14 protein-coding genes are annotated in these 20,547 nt (G+C 62.7%); 6 read left to right on the top strand and 8 right to left on the bottom strand.

Annotated features, from left to right (window positions below):
• The first annotated feature begins 136 nt into the window (after positions 1–136).
• Genes AC1Q5P_RS20155 through AC1Q5P_RS20145 form a run of 3 tightly spaced genes read left to right on the top strand, consistent with a single transcriptional unit; the run spans position 137 to position 6,527 of the window.
• Complete coding sequence (locus AC1Q5P_RS20155) at positions 137–2,704, top strand: ABC-three component system protein (protein ID WP_492519889.1); 2,568 nt, start codon at positions 137–139, stop codon at positions 2,702–2,704.
• Positions 2,701–3,396, top strand: coding sequence for an ABC-three component system middle component 1 (locus tag AC1Q5P_RS20150; RefSeq protein WP_492519888.1), 696 nt, complete (start codon positions 2,701–2,703; stop codon positions 3,394–3,396). The genes AC1Q5P_RS20155 and AC1Q5P_RS20150 overlap by 4 nt, the downstream gene beginning before the upstream one ends.
• Positions 3,393–6,527 carry an AAA family ATPase gene (locus AC1Q5P_RS20145; RefSeq protein ID WP_492519887.1) on the top strand — a complete coding sequence of 1,045 codons (3,135 nt, stop codon included), beginning with the start codon at positions 3,393–3,395 and terminating at the stop codon, positions 6,525–6,527. Before AC1Q5P_RS20150 ends, AC1Q5P_RS20145 begins: the two co-directional genes overlap by 4 nt.
• Positions 6,528–6,838: 311 nt before the next feature.
• Here the strand turns inward: AC1Q5P_RS20145 and AC1Q5P_RS20140 are convergent, their stop codons facing one another.
• The 3 genes from AC1Q5P_RS20140 to AC1Q5P_RS20130 form a co-directional block, all read right to left on the bottom strand.
• A complete protein-coding gene (locus AC1Q5P_RS20140; protein WP_492519886.1) occupies positions 6,839–8,473 on the bottom strand; it encodes a family 43 glycosylhydrolase in 1,635 nt (544 codons plus the stop codon).
• A gap of 291 nt (positions 8,474–8,764) precedes the next feature.
• On the bottom strand, positions 8,765–9,535 hold the full coding sequence (locus AC1Q5P_RS20135) for a lytic transglycosylase domain-containing protein (RefSeq protein WP_492519885.1): 771 nt from the start codon (positions 9,533–9,535) through the stop codon (positions 8,765–8,767).
• Between the two features lie 108 nt (positions 9,536–9,643).
• Complete coding sequence (locus tag AC1Q5P_RS20130; protein WP_492519895.1) at positions 9,644–10,576, bottom strand: HEPN domain-containing protein; 933 nt, start codon at positions 10,574–10,576, stop codon at positions 9,644–9,646.
• 362 nt (positions 10,577–10,938) lie between these two features.
• Here AC1Q5P_RS20130 and AC1Q5P_RS20125 point away from each other — a divergent pair, with 362 nt between their 5' ends.
• Genes AC1Q5P_RS20125 through AC1Q5P_RS20115 form a run of 3 tightly spaced genes read left to right on the top strand, consistent with a single transcriptional unit; the run spans position 10,939 to position 13,506 of the window.
• The gene (locus AC1Q5P_RS20125; RefSeq protein WP_492519884.1) at positions 10,939–11,076 is read left to right on the top strand and encodes a benenodin family lasso peptide; all 138 of its coding nucleotides are present in this window, start codon (positions 10,939–10,941) and stop codon (positions 11,074–11,076) included.
• 55 nt (positions 11,077–11,131) lie between these two features.
• On the top strand, positions 11,132–11,770 hold the full coding sequence (locus AC1Q5P_RS20120; RefSeq protein WP_492519883.1) for a lasso peptide biosynthesis B2 protein: 639 nt from the start codon (positions 11,132–11,134) through the stop codon (positions 11,768–11,770).
• Entirely contained in the window at positions 11,767–13,506 is a 1,740-nt protein-coding gene (locus AC1Q5P_RS20115; RefSeq protein WP_492519882.1) for an asparagine synthase-related protein, read from the top strand. Before AC1Q5P_RS20120 ends, AC1Q5P_RS20115 begins: the two co-directional genes overlap by 4 nt.
• Before the next feature lie 31 nt (positions 13,507–13,537).
• On the opposite strand, the gene AC1Q5P_RS20110 is transcribed toward AC1Q5P_RS20115, so the two are convergent.
• From AC1Q5P_RS20110 to AC1Q5P_RS20090, 5 genes are all read right to left on the bottom strand, one after another.
• On the bottom strand, positions 13,538–15,637 hold the full coding sequence (locus tag AC1Q5P_RS20110; protein WP_492519881.1) for an Atxe2 family lasso peptide isopeptidase: 2,100 nt from the start codon (positions 15,635–15,637) through the stop codon (positions 13,538–13,540).
• 38 nt (positions 15,638–15,675) lie between these two features.
• Positions 15,676–18,210, bottom strand: a complete 2,535-nt coding sequence (locus tag AC1Q5P_RS20105) for a TonB-dependent receptor domain-containing protein (RefSeq protein WP_492519880.1) — start codon at positions 18,208–18,210, stop codon at positions 15,676–15,678.
• A gap of 107 nt (positions 18,211–18,317) precedes the next feature.
• Positions 18,318–19,319, bottom strand: coding sequence for a FecR family protein (locus AC1Q5P_RS20100; protein ID WP_492519879.1), 1,002 nt, complete (start codon positions 19,317–19,319; stop codon positions 18,318–18,320).
• A gap of 10 nt (positions 19,320–19,329) precedes the next feature.
• The gene (locus AC1Q5P_RS20095) at positions 19,330–19,860 is read right to left on the bottom strand and encodes an RNA polymerase sigma factor (RefSeq protein ID WP_039335492.1); all 531 of its coding nucleotides are present in this window, start codon (positions 19,858–19,860) and stop codon (positions 19,330–19,332) included.
• 234 nt (positions 19,861–20,094) lie between these two features.
• The coding region (locus AC1Q5P_RS20090; protein ID WP_492519878.1) for a hypothetical protein at positions 20,095–20,547 on the bottom strand (453 nt) is incomplete at its 5' end.

Below are 20,547 nucleotides of genomic sequence, written 5' to 3'. Positions count from 1 at the left end.
AGGCACCAAGCCGCGCTTACAGTGACTCCGCGAGACTCATCAGAATCTTGCGACCTCCCGGGTTCCTCCCCATAAGCGAGTGCGCCGGCTGTAGCAGCGACACGGCCGGAAGGGGGGAGCAGATTGTCGACCATGTGTGCGGGAACTCACGCCACTGTCTTGGTGCCGGTACAGCAGGCGCGCATGTCTGCAGGAGTGCGCTGCGTTGGCTGACGCTCTGCTTGCCCAAGACATTGTAGACGGCGCGACGGTGCGCGACCGGCCGAACCTGTTCGTGATCGGCAGTTTCGACCGGCGTATCACCTTCTACTCCCAGCAGGTGCGGGCGCTGTCGCTGGTCCACGCGCTTAAGGAACTCGGCTATCTCCACGCCAATCCGCGGATCGCCGTCATTGGCGGCGGTGCGGCCGGTGTCACCGCTGCAGCTGCCGCCGCGCTCGTCACCGGGTCGCAGGTCGTCCTTTTCGAGTCCGCTGATGCACTGCTGCCCCTGCAGTCGACGACCGATCGCCGGCGGCTCGATCCGCATATCTACGATTGGCCAGCGCACTACACCACCGACCCCATCGCTGACTTGCCGATCCTGGACTGGGAGTCCGGGACGTGCCGCGCCGTGCGCGACGATGTCCTGCTCGGGTTCGAAGACATTGTCGTCAGGCTGGCGCCGCGCCTCGAGCGACGGCTGCGCCATAGGGTCACCGGGCTGACGCGGACGGCGGACGGCTATCAGCTCGATATCACCGAGCTCAATGCCCCGGCGCCAGGCGCGGAGCTGCACGAACAATTTCACATGGTGTTTCTTGCTGTCGGCTTCGGGCTTGAGCCCGGCGAGCCGCTACCGGCGATTCAAAGTGCCAGCTACTGGACCGATGCCGGCGTTCCGGTTGCCGAGTTCGCAGGCCGGCCGACCCCGCGGTTCTTCGTCAGCGGTGCGGGCGATGGCGGCCTGATCGATTTTGTGGCCGCGGGAGCGCGCGATTTCGATCATGCCGGGATGATCCGGCTTATCTCTGAACATCCTGGCATCGCGGCGCTGAAACCGGCCCTTGCCGCAATCGATGCGCGCGCCCGCGCCGAGGATGCCAATGGCGCCCGCTTCGATTTCATGGCGGCCTATGATGCCGAGCTGCTGCAGCCGCTCACTGATATCGGCCTCGTTGCCGCGGTCGCCCAGCAACTGCGGCCCGGCGTGCAGCTGACGTTCCAGACCCAGCATGCCGAGCTGTTCGACGTCTCCACGGCAACGCTCAATCGGCTCGCCGCCTACCTCACCATCAAGGCGTGCGCAGGTGACGCCCAGCGGTCGTTCCGGCATCTGCATTGCGGTGTCGTTGCGAGGATCGACGCCCCCGATCCAGCTCCGGTCGTTGCCCCGTTCTGGCTTGATTGCGGCGGGGAGACGATCGCGGCGGATGCGGTGATCGTTCGGCGCGGCCCCCAGCGCGACGTGGTGCGAGCGCCCTTTGCCGCGCACCTGGCGAGTTTCGATGTGACCCATAACGAATGGCTTGCTCGCCACGGCGAGGCGACGCTCGTCCCGAAATTGTCGGCACCAGCACGGTCCTTGTTCAGGGAAGCGGCACGCAGTGCAGATATCCTCGCGCCGCGGCTGCAACGGCTGGCAGCCAATCAGCTTCCCATATCGGTGCAACTGCTGCGCGAAGGCGCGAACATCCGCTGGTCCGGCGCGGTTCCGGCGGACCAGCTCATCCGATCGTGGAGCGAGCAACAGCCTTTCGAGATCATCTTAGCCGATGCTCCCGAGCAGCTAGGCGCCGTCGCGGGCGCGGTGCTGCGGGTCGCCTGCCATAGCGGCAATTGCCGGCTCCATGCCGCGCCCGGACTGTGGAGCCAGCTCGTCCGCGAGCTCAGCCTGGAATCGCCGCACGCCGAAGGGATGGCGATGCCGGCGATCGTCGCGGGCAATCCCGGCGGTGCTGCCCAGGATCCGGTGCCGCTGCCGCCCGACATTCTGGCGCGCCGGATCCACCGCTCGCTCGATGCCTGGCTGCTGGAGCGCCTGGACACGCACCTCCAACCGTTCTTCGCGAGCAACGCCGATCCCGGCCGCCCGATCAACGTGAAGATCGCGCAGGATCTTCGCGACGCAATGGCCGCGACATGGGCGGTCTGGCATGCCTCGTTCACCGATGACCCTGCACTGCTCAATCATTTCCTGCGCCTGATGATTTGCGCGGTCGACGAGGATGACCATCGCGACGCGGCACAGATCCTGGTCGGTCCGAGCAAATGGCCGGTGATCCTGCGCGGTACCGCAGTCGCGCTCGCCATCGCCGCAGCCTGGGATGCGACGTCGCCGAAAAGCGATAGGCCGGGTAATCTAGTGCGCCTGCGTGACGGCGACAGCGAATGGACTGGCCATGGCTGCGCGGCCGATATGATCAATGGTGACGAGATGTCACTGTGCGCCGCATCCTTCATGTGGCAGACCCAGTTCGTCATCCTCGTCGTTAAAACGGCCATCGAGGTCAGCCGGATCGCCGAGCGGCCATTTGCGCAGATCGACACCGACCAGCCTGGGCTCAGCGATACGGATGGCTCTGGTCCGGTGATCATGTCGATCAGTCGCGATTTCATCGAAGCGGCGGCGGTGGGCCTGGCCGAGCTGCGCACTTTGCTGGCAGCAGTCGAGGCGCGGCATTTCGAAGCGCTCGAGAAGACGATCATGAAAGGCGCGGCATGACGGATAGTGCGACGCTATCACCCGCACTGGCGGACTTCGCCGAGCGGCTGCGCAGGGCGGCGCTGGCGCTTGACCTCAAGGTCGAGGATCGCCCAGAGCTTGCGAGCGCGACGTTCAATGGCGGGTCGAGCAAGTCGACGACGCTTAGTCCAACCGATCTGCCGGCTGAGAGCCATGCGATCCGGATCGATCGCTTCAACATCGTGCTGGGCATCCTCCCCGAGGTTGCTGCGATGGAAGCGGTTCTTGAGACGCTGCGGCGCTGCCGCAACCAGTGCGTCGTCGCGCGCTCGTTCCTTGGGACCAACGAGACGCTGGATCTTCAGCTGATGCTGCTTGGTCCCCGCGCGAGCGAGCGGCTGGAAGCCTGGCGCGCAATGGCGTTGATGGTCGAGCGCGACGACCGGGTCGCGCGCAAGCTGGCATGGCTGCGACCCGAAGATCCGTTGAATGACGACGAGAGCTTCGCCGAATTCCTCAAGCGCACTTTCCTCGCCCGGCCGTGGGTCCATGCCGAAGGTCAGTTTGAGGACGTGGCGCTCGACGCGCTGAGCGGGACCGGTGCGACCGCGCCGGGGCTGCCGCGGACGACGGCGGACGAATGGGAGCGGATCGCGCTCGACGAGAAGAAGACGCCGGATGATATTGTGGCGGCGTTGGTTAAATCCTGGGAGCGGAGGGGACGGGCATGAGCGAGATTTTCCTCTCCCGCATTGCGATCAGAGACTTCCGGACCTTTGGCGACTTCGCGATCGACATTCCGGCAGCACCCGGCCTTGTTCTACTCACCGGGACCAACGGCCTCGGCAAAAGCAGTTTCTTCGATGCAATCGAATGGGGACTGACTAACAAGATCCGGCGGTTCGAACCCTATATCAACAAGGGGCGCAAGAAGCTTGTCGAGAAGGACTATCTCACGCGCCGGGGCGCCGAGCCCGGATCGCATAGCGTCGCTTTGACCTTCTCGGACGGCGACGCCATCGAACGCAGCACCGCCGGCGGGACTTCCATGGCTGACATTGTCGCGCAGCTTGCGCGGCCCGATCGCCGCACGATCAACGATCTTGGGACCTATCTCGCCCTTACACACTTCCTTGGCCAGGCGGCGCAGCAGCGGTTCACCAGTCGCGACCCGCAGGACCAATGGCAGGCGCTCAAGGGACCAAGCGGCATCGACCGACTCGAACGAATCCGCGCAGGGTTGCGCGGCCGACCGACCATCGCGGCTTTCACGCGGAGGCTCGACGCCGAACAGGCAATCGTTGCTACGCTCGATCGGGAGATCGCCGATTGGCAGGGATGGATGACACGGCTCGAGCGGCTCCGCGCGACCGCGCGCGCCACGGGCGTGTTGACGGCCGACGAAGTCGCTGCGCGGATCGACCAGCTCGAGCGCGACCTTCAACAGCTTGCGGCAGGTCAGCCGATTGCCGTCACTGGCGAAGGCGTCGCGGCACGCCTCGCAGCGCTCGGGGACCGGATCGGCGAGGCATTGCGGACCGCCGGTGAGCGCAGGACGGCTATGGAGGCGCTCTCCGACATGCCCGCGCAGTTCGCGGTCAGCCAGGCGGAGGGACGGCTTGACCATCCAACTCTCGTCCGGCTGCGCAGCGTCGTCAGCAATGCGCAGGCGCGGCTCGATCGGGCATCGCCGCTCGTGGGTTCCGCCAATGACGCAGTGGCCGCCCAGAATGCCGCGATCGCCACGATCGACCAGAATATTGCAGTGCTCGATGCGGCACGAATCGATCTCGCCCGCCGTGGCCAATTGGCCGCGCTGGTGTCGACCGAGCAGCAGGATCGAACGGCGCTTGCCAAGGTGATCGCGGCGCATCGCACGACGATTGCGGAAGCCGACGCGGCTATCAGTCAGCATGGCGAGGCCAGTGCCGGTGTTGTGCGGCTGCGGAGCCTTGCCGCATCGGCCCGAGCGCTCAATGAGGCAATGGCGGATTGTCTCCACCTGGAAGCTCAGTCCGGCGCCGCCGAGGCCGCATTGGCGCAGGGACGCGAGGCCGCCGCTCGTGCTTCGGTGGAAGTGACGCCACTTGAAACGCAGTTGGCCGATCTTGACGGCAAGATTGCCGACGCGCAGCGCGAACGCGCCGAGGCGGACCGTCACGCGTCGGCGATCAGCGCAGCCTTGTCACAGCTTGCCAGTCACATCCATGAGGACGACACGGACTGTCCGGTGTGCCGCACGCAATTCGAACCGGGCGCCCTGAAGGCGCTTGCTGATGCCGCGGCGTCGGGGAGCGACCATCGCCTCGCGCAAGCCGATGACGCGCTGGAATCCTTGCGCGCCACCCGCCCCGCGCTCGGCGATGAAATCCGTCGCCTTCGCGGGATCGTGGCGGCGGTCGACGGACTCGATCGGACCGCGAGAGCAGCGGCTGATGCCGTGACGAATGCGCGTGCCAGCATCGCCCAGACGCTCGCGACGACGCCCGAAAGCGACCTCGCCGCGCTGGCCGCGGCCCGATCGCGCGATGCGGATACTGCGCTTGCAGCCGCAGAGGTTGCGCTTGAACCCTTGTCGGCGAACGCGGCGGCAGCGACCGAACAGCGGTGGAGCGTTGCAGCCGATCTCGAAGATCTGATCGCGCGCGACAGCCAGTCCGGAATACGACTGGCGCAGTATCAGGCGGAGGACAAGGCGTGCGCCGATCGCATCGCCGCCCGCAATCTGTCGAACGCCACGATCGGTGAGATCGAGGCCAGATTGACGGCGGAGCGCGAGCGCGGCGAAGACGCGCGGGGTCGTCTGGGACAACTGACTGAGGCGGCGAGCACCGCCACCGCAGATGTGCAGCGCGAACAGGTGGCACTCGACCTTGCTCAGCGCGAGCTTGCTGCGGCCGAGGTGACGCGCGGGACCTCTGAACAGGCGGCGCGGCAGATGCAGCAGCGCTGGACGCGCGCTGGCCTCAACGACATTCCTAGCCAGGCGGCCTATGATCGCGGCCTGTCCGGCATCGACGCGGTGCTGACGGGGTTACGGTCCCTCGCCGAACGCCAGCTCGTGCTTGCCCGCGACAATGAGGATGCGCTGCTGCAGGGCGAAATCGACGAGATCCTCGCGTCGATGCGGGCGACCGGAGGCGACGATGGCGTCAAGGATCCGACGGCCTATCTGGCAGCGCTCAAAACGAAAGTCGACGCAGCGCGGGCGGCGGTCAAACTCACGACTGCGGCGCGCAATGCAGTGAAGCGCTATTCAGAGGATCTTCAGAAGCAGGCCGACGATTTTTCGGCGCGAGTGCTCGATCCGCTCAATACGGTGATCGACGACTTCAACGAGGCGATGCTGAGCACGCCGGGTGAGAGCATTCAGTTCAAGACCGAGACGAGGGTCGATGCGACCAGCTTCGGGATGGCGCTGCGCTACCGCGAGAAGGTCGACAATGCTATCGAGACGAAGAAGGATTTGCCTCCGCAGGTCGTGCTGAGCGAGGGCCAGCTAGCCGCAAACGGTTTCAGCATCCTGTGCGCGGCGAGCACGGCCTATCAATGGTCACGCTGGCGTGCGCTGCTTCTCGACGACCCGCTGCAGCATAACGATATCATCCACACGGCCGCCTTTGTCGATGTGATGCGCAATATGGTCGAGCTGAACGGCTATCAGCTGATCATGTCGAGCCATGACCGCGGCGAGAGCGAGTTCATCGCTCGCAAATTCGATGCGGCCGGCCTTGCCTGCGCCACAGTCTTGTTGACGGCACCGTCGGATAAGGGCGTGGTTTGGAAAGCGCCAGAGTATAACCAAGCCGCGGCACGGATTTTGAGGCGGGACGCGCAGCCCCCGACCGTAAGCAGCGGCTGAAAGGCGGCAAAGTTAAGTGCGATCTGCGCTTCAGCTTCAATGACCCTACGACCGCTTTCGGGATCGCTCCGACCACGCTTGAACGGCTAGAACTAGGGCGCTTAACTGCTGGTCGGCTTTCCTATAAGCGAATGGAAGGCTGTGGCGGAAGCTACCGTTCTACGCCTGATCGACGAACGGCGTATGTTGGTCGGATGCTGCCGATAGCGAAACGCCGCCTCGTGGGACAAAGCTGCCACGCACCAAACCCTTTGCGAAAGACAGTTCCGGCCAGCAACTGCCGTCTAATGCTTTGCCCTCATGCCTACTCTTCAAAGGGCTCGATATTTGAAGTCCCGGAATCGGACATGGCCCGAGCCGGCTGCGAACAGGGCAGGTCGCAGGCTGAGCAGATCATCGACGGTGTTGGCGTTGTAACCCTCGACATAGGTGCGCACGGCATGGCGCGTCCAGGTCTGGCCGTCCGTGCTGTAGTGGAAGGTCACGGTCTGGCGATCATTGGTGATCTGCAGGAACAGACGGTGTGTGGCCGGAGCGGGTTCCTGCCAGTAGGCCGCTTTGCCACCGCGATAGGTTATCATCCTTTGGCCGTCGATCCCCATGCCAAGAAACAGCCTGTCATCGAAGAACAGCAGCAGCCCACCCTGTGCTAGGCCGACAAGTTCCACCTCTACCTGTATCTCGTAAGCGCGGTCACCCACCAACTGCGTCAGTGGCGAACAATCCGCCGGACTGTGGCCCTTCGCCGCCAGCGTAAGGACGCCGTCTGCCACCGTGACGCGCGACGCGTCTTGCGGCCCGCTGGCATACAAGGTCCATAACCGGCCAAGGGCATTTTGCTGGAATAGATCAGAATGCGCCATCCCGTGTGGCACGAGTGCCCCCGCCGGCTTTGGCAGGGGGCGCGAGAGATCCCCGCCTGCCGCATGGAACCAGCCATCCTCCCCCCATTCGATCGGTTCGAGCAGGGTCTGACGGCCGAGCGAGTGATAGCCGCGCTCATACCCATGGTAGACCATAAACCAGCGACCGTCCGGCCCTTCGACACAGGTTGCGTGACCGCGTGACCACCACAAATCTTGCTCAGACTGCGCGCGCACGACAGGATTGTGCGGGCATGCCTCCCACGGGCCATGGATGGAGCGAGAACGTGCCACGGCCACCATGTGCCCGGTTGCCGGGCCGGACGTGCCCCCGACGGCGTTGACCAGATAGAAGTAGTCGCCGCGACGGAACAGTTTGGGACCTTCCGGTGACCATGCCTCTGTGATCCAGTCGTCGGGGTAGCGCCACGCCTCATAGGCGGTCTCGATCGGTCCGGCCGTGGCAAGGCCATCGGGCGACAGGCGAACCCGTTTGCCTTCGTTGAAGTACAGATAACGTTGCCCATCCTCGCCGACCACATGGCCGGGATCGATCAGCCCACCAATCTTGAGGTCAACTGGCTCACTCCATGGGCCCTCCATGGACGGGGCGTGGATGACGTATATGTTGGCGAAACTCGCCAGTGGCGGCGACCACGGCGCCTGCATGAAGGGGATGTAGATGAAGTAGCGATCGCCATGCTTGGCAATATCAACCGCAAAGACCGTGCCCAGCGGCTTGGGAAGGGCTGAGCCGACCGGGCGCCAATTCACGAGATCGCGCGAATGCCAGATCAGCAGGCCCGGTGCCGAATCGAACGACGAGTGGGTCATGTAATAATCGTCGCCGTCCTTCAGGACAGATGGATCGGGATAGTCGCCTGCCAAGACAGGGTTGAGGTAGCGACCATCGCCGAGATCGGCCTTGCGCTGACCCTCAATCCCGCGTGGCCATACGGGCTCGTCAGCAGCCTGTGCGCGCAGGGCTGACGCGCGGCGCGTTGGCGCTGCGGCGACCATCGAGGTTGAAGCAGCAAACGTAGCGGTCAGCCCCAGCTTGATTGCGTTACGCCGAGATTCCATGCCGCCCCTCTTTATTAGAATTACCGCTCTATTATTGGACGGCGGCACCGCCAAATGCAAGCCCCTATGCGTGTTGACAGTGGGGATACTGCTGTCGACCCATTTGATGGACGGGAATGACGGGTTTCAATCCGGAAACAGCCTCTGACTGAGGGGTGAGGGAACGGCTTAATCTGGTCGACAGCCACCGTTGGCGCCGCCTCGTTTAAACGGCCGCTAACCCGGTTTCGCGGTCCGTAAGCTGCCCTTCCGGATCGTCCGCAATCATCGCCATACACCGGGAGAGCCCAGCTATTTGAAAGTCGCCAGAACAGCCGCCCTCCCGGTTGATGGACTGCCCACTACCATCGTGTGTCGCTGTAAAATTTCGCCGTGAAGGGCGTGCTTGGCGATCCTCTTCCAGTTGTTAAGAACTGATCGAACATATGCCTTCGTTTCGCTGATGTTTGGAATGCGGCCTTCACTGAGCGCCCGACGCTCTGGACCTGCATTGTACGCTGCTAATGCAAGATCAATTCTGCGGAACCGGGCCAGCTGATTGCGCAGATAGCGGGCTCCGCCGCGCAAATTGCTCATCGGCTCAAATGGCCTTGCAACCCCCATCGCATCGGCTGTTCCGGGCATGAGTTGGGTCAGCCCTTTGGCGCCTGCCCCGCTGGTAGCCAGTGTTCTGTAACCGGACTCCTGGGCGACCACCGCCTCTAACAGACTTGGCGAAATGCCGGATTCGCAGGCCGCTCTCGCGATAGCGGCGTAAAGCATCCGCCGCCGTCCTTCGACCTTGGCAGAGAGCCAGGGTGCCGGAGCATAGGGCGCGGAAGGACAGGAGGAATAGACAAGTTGATGCTGCGCTGTTGTCGTCCGCGGATCGGCTGTGGTGCGGAGAAAGAAGCGTAGTGCCTCGTCTACAGGACTGCTGGACCCCGAAGCCGACTTTGATTTGCGCAGGTCGTCAACATTAGCAGATGTTGCTGGCGCAAAAACCATCAGCTCGACAGATTGCGCATGAGCTGACGGGGCAAATCCGAGGGCCGCCAGACCAAGTGCCAGATACCGAAACATTCACGCCTCCACAGGCGTGCCGGCTCGGGAGGAATTGCGCGAGGAGCATCTGACTCGATCCAGCGAGCTAAGTCAAACGCTGTCGGGACCAATCAACGAAATCTCGGCTCAGGCCGTCTGCGGCCGGACCTGCGATTCGAGTTCGGCTATGCGCTCTGAGCAGATTGCGTGGACAACACGGCCGAGTTCCTCGACCTGCTCTGCGAGCCAGGCCAGTTCCTCGCCAGAAATCCGGTAATGCTTGGAATATCGGGCCTTCACATAGGCTTCCTTGAGCTTCTCGAACATCCCGCGCTGCTTGCGGTTGTCCGTCGGCCAGACATGAACGAGCCGCCGATCGAGCCGCTCGGCTTGGGTGCGCAAGAAGCCAAGGTTGTGCACGTGTGGCGTGTAGAATGTCACCGTGAGAAGGACACAGTGGTATAATCTCTCAACTGCCTGGTGAAAGTCGAAAGCAGCGTCGTTCCAATATCCCTTATCCAAGTAGAAACGGCCGCCCTCATATCGCTTGGTAGCAGCGGGGTACCACTCCTCGAAATACTCCCGCGCCATTGCCACCGCCTGCTGCGGTGTCTTGGGCTTGGGCTGATGCAGTTCCTCCTCGTCCGCCTGGTAGAGCGCAATGCCATCTTTCGCGACGTCAATGAAAAAATAGCGCCCGTGCGCCAGCCCATCGTTCACCTCGCCCAGCGTGTGGACGATGAAGTTGACCGGCGTTTTGAGCGTGCCCGTCACTCCGTACTCTCGCATCAGGCGCTCATCGAGCCGTGACCAGTACTTTACCCGGTCGGTCAGCCGCGCGTCATTGACGATGATTAGCAGGTCGTAGTCAGACTTGTAGCCCTTGGCGGTGTGGGGTTCGTCGACCCAGCCGCCGCGCGCATATGAGCCGTAAAGCACCACCTTCAGGATCCGGCCCTGCTTCTTCCATTCGCGGCGCGCGAGAGCAAAGCTGTCTTCGAACTCCTCGAAAACAAGTTGCACGACGCGCTCAAGCTCACGTTGCTTTTGTGCTGGAAGATGATCGAGACCGGTGCGCATCGTGCCGTCAGCGTAGCAGCAATCGGCCCGCGATGCACCAATAAGGATTTTGTTCAACGCATTGTATTCTGGCAATTTATCAAGAAGTATGTTTCTCTTGCGAGCAGTTGCGGGGCCATGATGCAATTGATTTGCGTCGAGCTTCTGCTCCTGAGTGACCGGGTCGCCGCTGCGCATGTCCAGGCCGAAAAGCTAAAGGCTGCGGTGTGGGTCCCCAACGATCCGTTTCATGTCCCGGTCATTTCATATCCCTGTCCCAAGCCGCTCAAAATAAAGCCATTATAAAATGGCTGGCAATGCCGGTCGGGATCATCCTTGGCCTGCGACAATGGAGTCGCGTTTAGCCAAGAAGGATGAAGATCATGACCGAGAACATTCCCCGCGAGGACACCCTGATCGATCTGGGTGAAGCCTCGACCACCACCAAGGGCCAAGCGATCGTCGAACTCGACGTCAGCGGTGGCAACCTCCGGTTCCTCCCCGGCATCGCTGCCGAGTGACCGGCTCGGGCGCATGTCCCAGTTTCAGGGCATGCGCCCTTCGGCGCAGTTTCCCATGACCACTCCCCTCCCCGCATTGAGCTTCTGCGTCATCGAAGATACGGCGCTGTTCCTCGATCTGGCTCGCGACCACTACTTCCGGTTGCCGGAAACTGCCAATGCCGCTTTTCTCGCCAGTCTGATCAATGGCGTGGCATTTGCCCCCGCGTTTCAGTCAGCAGGACTTGACCAGTTCGTTTCACTCGCTCCACTTCGCGCACAAGGGGGTGGCATCCATCCCCTAGAGGCCGCCGATCTGCAGGGATGCGGCTTCTCGCCTTCCCTGATCGCTCGCGCGCTCTGGGACCAGCGTGCTATCGAGCGCAGGCTGGCCAGCCGTGGCTTGCACATGGTTCTGTCAGAGTTGCGTTCAGTGCTGTGCTCGCGGCACGCGCGCAGACCTTTCGGTGCGGAACACGCCGCACTGTTGAAGGCCTTCGAGGACGCTGGGCTTGTTCGAAGCGCAGTCGACCGATGCTTGCCCCGCTCGATCGCGCTTGCGCGCTTGATGGCGAAATCGGGATGCGCTTGTCAGGTCATCATTGGCGTCAAGCTCAGGCCCTTTGCCGCCCATTGCTGGGTGCAGGCCGGTCACCTCCTACTTAACGAAAGCGTGGAAGAGGCGGCACGCTACAAACCGATCCTGATCCTGTGAAACCGGTCCGCTTCCTGTTGACCTGGCCGAAAGCCAGTGCGGACAACATCGAGCGCATCGAGTTGTCGACCGGTTGGCCGGGCCGCGTTCCACGACCGGATGGTCCTCGCCTGTGGGCCGAGCACGAGGAGCAAGTTCTGGACACTGGCGAACGCGGCGTCGTGATCGGTTATCTCTTCGAGAGGACAACCGGCCGACGCGTCACTCGCTTGCCCCGAGAAATCCTGCAGTCTCCTGACGCATCAAGCTGCGCGACATGGCTTACGCGCGAATATTGGGGCGCCTACGCAGCCCTTCTTATCGACGGGCCGCATTTGTGCGTTTACCCGGACCCATCAGGACTGCTGCCAGTTTTCCGGTCGGAGACGGCCGAGGGCCAGGCCTGCATGAGCGACCCGACGCTGCTGCATACGCACTCCGTTACCAAAGCGAGCGTTTCCTGGTCTGACCTCGCCTCGCATCTCCAACGGCCGGATTGGCGCGGTCAGCGAACCTGTCTTACCGGCATCGAAGAAGCGCCCGCTGGACACATGACGTCGTGGACTAAGGAAGGCGCAACGTCGGTCGCCATGTGGCAAGCCAGCCATTTCATGCCGGACAGAGAGACCCGACCGTTTGACGAACTGGCCGTTGAATTGCGCACGACGGCACAACGCGTCATGCAAGCGTGGGGAAGCGTATCTGGCCGCCTGCTGGTATCAGCCTCGGGCGGGGTCGATTCCTCGTTGATCGCCGCCGCGCTTGCGACAACCGGTCAGGACTTCGCCTGCCTGACGATTGCAACGGGCGATCCCAGCGGCGACGAGCGCGTGCCTGTGCGGATGCTTGCCAATGCGTTGAGCGTCGAAACCATCGAGGCCCGCTACGACCCCCGCATGGTCGATCTGACCGTTCCGGTTTCGCTTGGATTTGCGCGCCCCTCGGGCAAGGCGTTCATGCAGGAAGTCCGGCGTCAAGCAATCGAAGCCGTTGGCCGGTTTGGGGCAAGCGCGGTCTTCGATGGCAATGGCGGCGATAATCTGTTCTGCTATCTACATTCTCCGGCGCCGATCCTTGACCGTTGGCGCAACGAAGGCCTGTCGCGCAGCACGGCAGCAACTTATCTCGACATGTGTCGGATCTCGCAAACGACATTGCCAGGCATGGCACGCGCATTGGCTTTGCGGGCGCGGCGAGGAGCTCGATCTGCAGCCTGGATGGCTGATCGGCGATTGCTTGCAAGTGATGTGCCCGCCTGTGACGCGCCGGCTGCAATAGGAGACCCGGGACAGGCGGTTCCGTTCAAGCATCCGGGAAAGGTCGATCACCTGGCATTGTTGCTGCGGACGCAGAACTTCATCCATTCCGCCAACGGTCCTGCCGACCCGTTGCAGTTCTCACCCTTGATGAGCCAACCCCTCGTCGAGCTATGCCTGTCGATCCCGACATGGATCTGGTGCCAAGGCGGAATCAATCGGGCACTGGCCCGTGCAGCGTTCTCGCAAGAACTGCCCGGTGCCATCGTACGCCGTGTGTCCAAGGCCGGTCCCGACAGCGCCATGCGCGTTATCTTCGCTCAGAATCGGGCGCTGATCCGGGATATGCTTCTCGGGGGTCTGCTGATGGCCAACGGACTACTCGATGCAGTCGCGATTGAGCAGGCCATAGCCAGCGACCCACATGGAGAAGACCCGATAATCTATCGACTGCTGGACTTTGTCGAAGCTGAGGCTTGGGCGCGCTCTTGGCAGCCTTGATCTCCAGCGTGGCTCAAAATTCCCCATCTGGTCATTCGCAGCGAAGAGCAGCAGGCGCAGGCGCGCCTGGCATGGCCTTCCAGCGCTCGTACTGATCGCGCTTGTCGGGCGAGCAATCCATCTCGTGCATCAACCAGAAGCGAAACCAGTCGACCGAGCGCTCGTAGATCGCAAGCCGGTGCGCTGGCTGCCATTTGAAATGCGGCTCGTTGTCCAGCACGATCATTTCGATCGCCTTGCCCTGCTTGCGCAAGGCAGCAAACACATCGAGACCCGCCTCGTATTCGCTGTCGCCGGTCTGGACCAAAAGCGGTGCCTCAATCCTGTCCGCGTTGAGCACCAGTGACATCGGCTTCCAGAAATCCGGGGCGTCTGCCTCGAAGAAGCGATAGCCCATTTCGCGCCCGAACCTCTCGAAATAGGGGCCTGCCGCCAGAGGATAGGACAACATATCCTCGCAGCACGCGCCGAGGCTCGCGACCTTGAACAGCTTCGAATGGATCAGGGCCCATTGGGTGGTGGAGGTCCCGTCGCTGAACCCGCTGATCCCCATCCGGTCCGCATCGGCAGCGCCAGTGGCGATGGCCTGTGCAATGGCCATCTCGAGCGAGGACTGCACGCTTCGGCGATCGAGCCAGGCCGTACGATTGCGCGCCCGCAGTTCCCGCTCGTCCTTTGCCTCCATGACCCAGGCCGGAAAGTCTGGACGGGCAAAGCTCAGCACCGCAAATCCCTTCGCCGCGAGCACCTGGACAGGGACTTCGTCACCGGTGCCGCCGCGAAGGAATCCGTCGCTGCCGTACTGGACGACAACGAGGGGGTGCTTCTGCCCTCGCCTGTGATCCGGCGGGAGCACGAGGTCGGCGAAACTTTCCACACCATAGGCATTGCGAAACCGCAACCGCTTGACCGCGCCAAGTCTGAACCTCGACCAGTCGGGGTTCGGATCGTGGATCAGGCGCTCACGACCCGTCGAAGGATCAATCGCGACGAGGCGGCGCGGTCGCGCGGCACTCTCGCGCGCGCAGACAAGCTCCGGCCCGGGCATCGTGCAGCCGATCAACGAATCCTCGGTCACGAAAACGCGCTTCGGGCGGGGCCAGGACACGTTCCAACGCAGCAAGCCCGTCTGGCTCTGCCCCCATCCGGTCTTCTGCAGCACGTAAAGGTCACGGGCTGACCACCACAGGTGCCGCGCGCCGTCGCAGAGCGCCGTGTCACAAAGCCGGGTTGCACCGCCTGGCAGTCGCAGGACAAGGCGGGTCGGCGCGATCAATCGACCGGGGGCCTTGCTTTCTATCCAGGCTGCACCCCCATCCGCTCTCTTTGTAAAACCCCGCGCACCGACCGGGATTTCGTCGCCTGGAGTGGCGCGCTGGTTCCCGAAGGCACCGATTTCGGCATCAGTGGCAGGTCGCATAAGACCAGCATCGTCTACCGCGGTATACGACATGACCATCGGCCCAGTGGGCAAGGGACGATCCGCAAACTGCGGCGAGAAGCGATCGTCGAACACAAAGCCTGTCCGCGCCTCGGCTGCAATCCGCGCGTTCGCTTCACGCATGGATGGCCGCGTTTGCGCGATGAGTGCCTTCCCGTCCGTGCTCCAGCGGAAATCCTCGACATCATCGGGTAGTGCCGTTGCTTGCCTCGCCGGAGCGTTGCCGGCCAGGTTCACGGACCAGACCTGGGTCTGGTCCGAGATGCGCTTGAGAAAGGCAATACGCTGGCCATCCGGAGACCAGCGCGGGGTGATGACCTGAGCGTACCCCGCGCCGACAACCGGGAAATTGCGCAAGGCAAAGGTTGCCCGAATGAAAGCGCCGCCCCGGTCAATCTCTCGCGGCGGCGCTCCCTCCCTGACCAAGCTCGCGACTATCAGCTTCTGGCAGAAGGCATTGGCTTGCGGATTGGCCCGGCGAACAACGAAGGCGATCTGCTTCCCGTCGGGCGATACACCAAATGGGCTGGCAGATTCGTTGGGATCCGAACGCCCGATATCGGCTACGGTCGCCAAATCGCCGGAGGTGAGCTCGTTGCCCTTGTCCTTGCCTGGCCTCAAGGCTTCCGCTTCAAGCGACAGGCAAGGGTCGACTGCTGCAGACGTTTCGGGGACGGAAACCCCGGGCATGACAGCCTGAGCCAATATGAGCGCCGCGCCGGCTATCATCACCATCGCCTCGACACGCCGAGGGCCACGAAGCGGCCAATCGGAGAAAAGTTGGTCGAGTCATAGGGTGTGTCGGTCGGCCCCGTCGTTCGAATGATCTGCGGCTTCTTGTTGGCGATGTTGTTGACGACAAGCGAGAGGGCCAGACCCGGTTCGTCACCTACACCGGCAATCGCGGTATAACGGAGCGCAAGATCGACTGTCGCTTGTGATGCAATGCGCACAGGCGTCGCGAAGCGGCGGTCGGCAAGCACACCGGTGTAATTGACATAGGCCGACGCCAGAACCTCACGCGACTGGTAAGCGACGCTGCCGCGACCGCGGAACTTCGGCGGATTGAACAGGGTCCCCGCAAGATCGGCCTCGGGCAACGCCGCGTTGACCTGTTGGCCGCTGTCGAGCCACGAGCCGGCAAGATTGGCCGTGAGCGAACGACCCGATCCCAGGTCCTTGCGCCAACCGAGAGACGCATCGACCCCTTTGATGTTCTGAATGGCGACATTGAGATTGCGATTGTCGACCAGCGCGACGACCGCGGCGGGATCATAGGCGCGGCCCGTAAAGTTCTGCAGACCGAGCTGTGCCCCTTCTATGAGCTGGCTCAGTCGACCTGCATCGGGATCGCGATCAATCAGTGAAGCGTAAGCAGGATCGGTAAAGGCAGCTGCGATCGAACCGGCAATGGGCTGGACGACCCTGTCGCGATAACGGATGTCGAAATAGCTCGCTTCGAAGGTCAGGTTTGGCAAAGCAGCGGGGCTAATCACGAACCCGGCCGTCAACGAACGCGCCCGCTCGGGTTTGAGAACAGGATTTCCGCCGCTGGTATAGAGAACCGCCTGGGCGCCTGTGCCGGCGCCGAAGGCTGCTGCAGGCAGGAGGTAGGCCTGGTACCCGACATATTGTTGGTACAGCGTTGGCGCCTTGAACGAGCGCGCCCACGCGGCCTTGAGGGTAACATCGCGCACTGGAGCGTAGATCAGGCCCAGTCGTGGCGTGGCAACCTGTGCCATGCCGGGGTAGTCTTCGTAACGCATGGCGGCTGACAGGCTGAGCCGCTTGATCCCGGCGATGCCGTTTTCCGAGGCAACAAAGGGGAGGAACACTTCGCCGAATCCATAGACGCTGTGGCGCGACACATCGAAGGCCTGTGCCAGCGTCCCTCCGACAACCCGCGTGAAGCTCATGCCATTGTCGCGATAACCGCCGCCGATGGCGAGGCGAGCGGGACCACCAGCCAGCGCGAAGAGTGGGCCGGTGGCATTGACTTCTGCCGAAGTGGCATCGTTGCAGTAGCAACCCTGGGTTACCGTGGGCGTGCTACCCGAGGGGGTGAAGGTCGTAAGGTAGCGAGTGCGGTCGCGCCCGAAGGCTCCCAGGAGCTTGATGTTCCAGTCACCTCCTGCTTCCAATCGCAGCTCTGGAGCGATGGAAAACGTGGTGACCCGCGGCGCGAACAAATAGCGCGAAGATGCGGTACCGCCGATCGTACGCGATGTCCTCCTCGAATAGAGCACATCCATGCTGAAAGTGAGGCGCTCACCCAAATCCTGGTAAAGCGTCATCAGCGCGGCGTGCCGCCTTTGCTCCGGGTACAACGACGCCCGGGCGTCGAGCGAGGATGCGTAATTGCGCTGGTCGGCAGAGATGGCGGAATTGTGCGCATAGTCGTAAGCAAGCATGACGCCGCCGGTGGACCATTGCGTGCCGCCCACGACATCGGCTTGCTGGCGAAAATAGCCGCCATCGGTTGCGGCACCGACCTGCGCTGACGTTGCAAGGCCGCTATAGTTCCTCCGCAGGATCACGTTGACGACACCGGCCACGGCATCCGAACCGTAGAGGGCTGAGGCACCGTCGGGCACAACTTCGATGCGCTCGAGCGCGGCGACTGGTATGGCGGAGATATCGACGCCACCAAAAGCGGAATCGTAGGGCAGCCTGTGGCCGTTGAGCAGCGTAAGTGTTGCGTCTGGTCCGAGGCCGCGCAGATTCGCGCTGGCTGCCGAGTTGACGTTGGTATTGATCAGGCCCGCACCTGTTCCAACCCCCGGGTTTTGGCCACCTGCAAAGTTCTGCGGAATCGCCCGCAAGGCCTCGCCGGTATCGGTCTGCCCGGCAGCCACGATGGTCTCGCGCGACAGCCTGATCACGGGCGCTGCCACTTCGGCACCACGGATCAATGATCCTGTGACGACGATCGGCGCATTGTCATCCCCAGAGAGCGCAGCCTTGTCGGGCATGGTAACGACGATCGTACGGTTCGAGAAACTCGCCTGTAGTCCAGTTCCTGACAGAAGCCTGGCCACGGCCTGTTCCACTGTCATCCTTGCGCGTAACGGTTCGACCCGACGACTGCTGACAGCCTCGGCCGGAGCATAGACCTGCCACCCCGCCTTGGCGGCAACAGCCATGAGTGCTGCACCGAGATCAGTCTCGGAGATTTCGAAATCATAGCGCGCTTCTTGCGCCTGAGCGGGCATTGCGATCAGCACGGCGCATGCGCCGCCAAGCAAACTGGGTGAGCACGTCATCGATAGTTCCCTCATTCTCGTTGCTCCGGTTGCGCGAGAGCAGCCGGGCGATGGGGGCAATGACGTCGGGATTGGCCGTGACCCTAGTTGCAATTGCAAATAAATTTTCAGGGTCGATCGATGTAGAATCCCTCGGGACGTTCCGTGACCGTCAGGGTAAAGACGCGCGCCATGTTTCGGGCAACCGCGGATGGATCGACGATCTGGAAGCGGCCGGAAATGCGAAGGCTGCCAAGGGCAGGATCCGAAAGAATGATGGGCTTTCCGGCGTAGCGGTTTACGGTATGCACGAGGTCAGACAAAGGGACACTGCGATACTGAACCCACCCTTGCGGCCAGTCTCGCTCATCCGCAGCATAGCGCGGCCGCAGCGGCTCGGCCCTGCCTCGCGCAAGCCGCACTGCCCGGCCGACAGGAAGCGGCTCGCCGCTGACGAAGTAGGCTGCACTTTGCATGACGGGCCGCGTTCTGGCTTCGCCCGCATAGAGCTGCACAGACGGCGCATCTTCACCGCGCCAACTCACGTCGAAGATGCCGTTTCGCGAGGTCATCTCGCTGTCGCCCACACGCACCAACCATTCAGTGGTGCTGCCGCGAAACCGCAACTGGGCACGTCCCTTGACCACGGTGACGACCGGATCCCCGTCCTGGTTCTCGAGGCGCACTTCAGTCGCAGAATCCAGCGCGAGGCTTGCACCCTGCGCGAGTTGCACCGTGCGCATTGTGCCATGGTCGGTCGCGAACGTGGTGACACGCCCATCTGACGCCCGCTGCTGTAAATTGAGTAGAGGTCCCCAGGCAGCCCCTGCGACAAGGGTGACAGCGACACTTGCGGCAAGTGCGACCGGGACCCACGAGCGGGTATCCGGACGGACACGCGGCAGCGGACGATGCCGCTGGTCGGCCGACGTCTTGAGAACCTCCGCTCCTTTGAATGTGGCAGCCACCTGCTCAAACGCCGCCCGGTTCAATTCGCTTGCGTCGCGCCATTTCTCGAATTTGGCACGGTGTCGATCTGGATCAGGCCCCCGCAATATGACAAACCAGAGCGCGGCCTCGTCGGTGGCGACCGCGTTGCCTTCGCTGTCGGCTCCCCCCTCACCACTCATCGCTGAAGGCTCACCTGTGCACTGCGAGACGTTTGGCAAGATGTGCAAGCGCCTTTGACATGTGATATTCGACCCCCGCAGGGGTGAGGCCTGTGGCCAGAGCTATCTCCTGATAGGTCAGTTCATCCACCCGATGCATCAGGAATATGTCGCGCGTCCTCGTCGGCAGTGCCGCCAGTGCCGTCTCGTAGCGTAACTGCAACTGGGCAGCTTCAAGGAGCGCTGCCTGATCGGCAAGATCGGGCGAATGCTGCGCTTCGTCGAACTGGACTTGCGGCCCTCGCCGCTTTCGAACACGCAACGTGTCAATCAAGAGGTTCTGGGCAATCCGCCAGAGATAGCCTGCGGGGTTCTCCAGGCGCTCACCCTGACTTTTGCCCAAGGCCCTGACAAAGACATCCTGGACCAGGTCTGCGGATGCGTCTGGCCCTGCCTTCCAATCGAAGTAGCGCTTCAACCTGGCCTGCTCTTCGCGGTACGCCTGGTCGAGCGTGCTGTCGCGTGGCGACGTCAGCGCAGGCGAAAATCTGGTAGGAGACACCTTGGCACCGAAGCCGGCATGATCCTGGCAGCCCGGCAAGGTCGTTGCCGACTGCGTTCGGAGTCAGGTCTGTGCCGGCCTCACGTGGCGATGACCGACCACCGGTCCATCAGGACAGGCGTGCTTGATGCCTGGCGGAATTGTAGTCCGGGCAGCTATGCCAGCTGTTCGTGCTGCCTAAACAGAAGATGGCGCGATTGCAGGGACTTGGCAATAGTCGATGACCAATCGGCGTCAGCTTCTGGTCGGATGAGCTTGCTGTAACATTGCAACGAGGCGTGGCGCCGCAGAAATCCGGCGCTGATGATAACGCCGCATCGCAACCGCAGTTTGCCGACTGGGTGAGTTTATCAACATGGCCTCGAGATCTGCGACTTCCTGTTCAGCGTCGCGCAAGACCTCGGCCTCGATCCGCCGGAAAGGATGAAGGCGATCATTGAGCGACTCTATTGCGTCCGCTAGGGCCTCGTTGCGCGCGGCTGCGGCGATGCCGCTAAACAAAGCACGCGAGCGCAGGGCGAGGTCGGGTTCGCCGGTCCCGATATCAGTGATCCCAGCTTGGCCCGTGCGCTTCACTGCGAGGCCCACCAGCGAAAGGTTGAGCTCCAGGAGTGCGGATTCCGACGATGGCGCGCATGTATTCCGATCTGATGCCGCGCAGCGTTCCGATTTGATCGCGCGCAGGTG

The sequence above is a fragment of the Novosphingobium sp. GW835-FHT14H07 genome (assembly GCF_058793515.1).
This window is presented reverse-complemented; position numbering and strand designations above follow the sequence as displayed.

What these genes read in the sequence shown, in the direction of transcription:
- AC1Q5P_RS20140 (WP_492519886.1), bottom strand. Translation starts at nt 8,473, where the DNA reads ATGGAATCTCGGCGTAACGCAATCAAGCTGGGGCTGACCGCTACGTTT.
- AC1Q5P_RS20130 (WP_492519895.1), bottom strand. Translation starts at nt 10,576, where the DNA reads ATGCGCACCGGTCTCGATCATCTTCCAGCACAAAAGCAACGTGAGCTT.
- AC1Q5P_RS20120 (WP_492519883.1), top strand. Translation starts at nt 11,132, where the DNA reads ATGACCACTCCCCTCCCCGCATTGAGCTTCTGCGTCATCGAAGATACG.
- AC1Q5P_RS20110 (WP_492519881.1), bottom strand. Translation starts at nt 15,637, where the DNA reads ATGCCCGGGGTTTCCGTCCCCGAAACGTCTGCAGCAGTCGACCCTTGC.
- AC1Q5P_RS20125 (WP_492519884.1), top strand. Translation starts at nt 10,939, where the DNA reads ATGACCGAGAACATTCCCCGCGAGGACACCCTGATCGATCTGGGTGAA.
- AC1Q5P_RS20105 (WP_492519880.1), bottom strand. Translation starts at nt 18,210, where the DNA reads ATGACGTGCTCACCCAGTTTGCTTGGCGGCGCATGCGCCGTGCTGATC.
- AC1Q5P_RS20145 (WP_492519887.1), top strand. Translation starts at nt 3,393, where the DNA reads ATGAGCGAGATTTTCCTCTCCCGCATTGCGATCAGAGACTTCCGGACC.
- AC1Q5P_RS20100 (WP_492519879.1), bottom strand. Translation starts at nt 19,319, where the DNA reads ATGAGTGGTGAGGGGGGAGCCGACAGCGAAGGCAACGCGGTCGCCACC.
- AC1Q5P_RS20150 (WP_492519888.1), top strand. Translation starts at nt 2,701, where the DNA reads ATGACGGATAGTGCGACGCTATCACCCGCACTGGCGGACTTCGCCGAG.
- AC1Q5P_RS20135 (WP_492519885.1), bottom strand. Translation starts at nt 9,535, where the DNA reads ATGTTTCGGTATCTGGCACTTGGTCTGGCGGCCCTCGGATTTGCCCCG.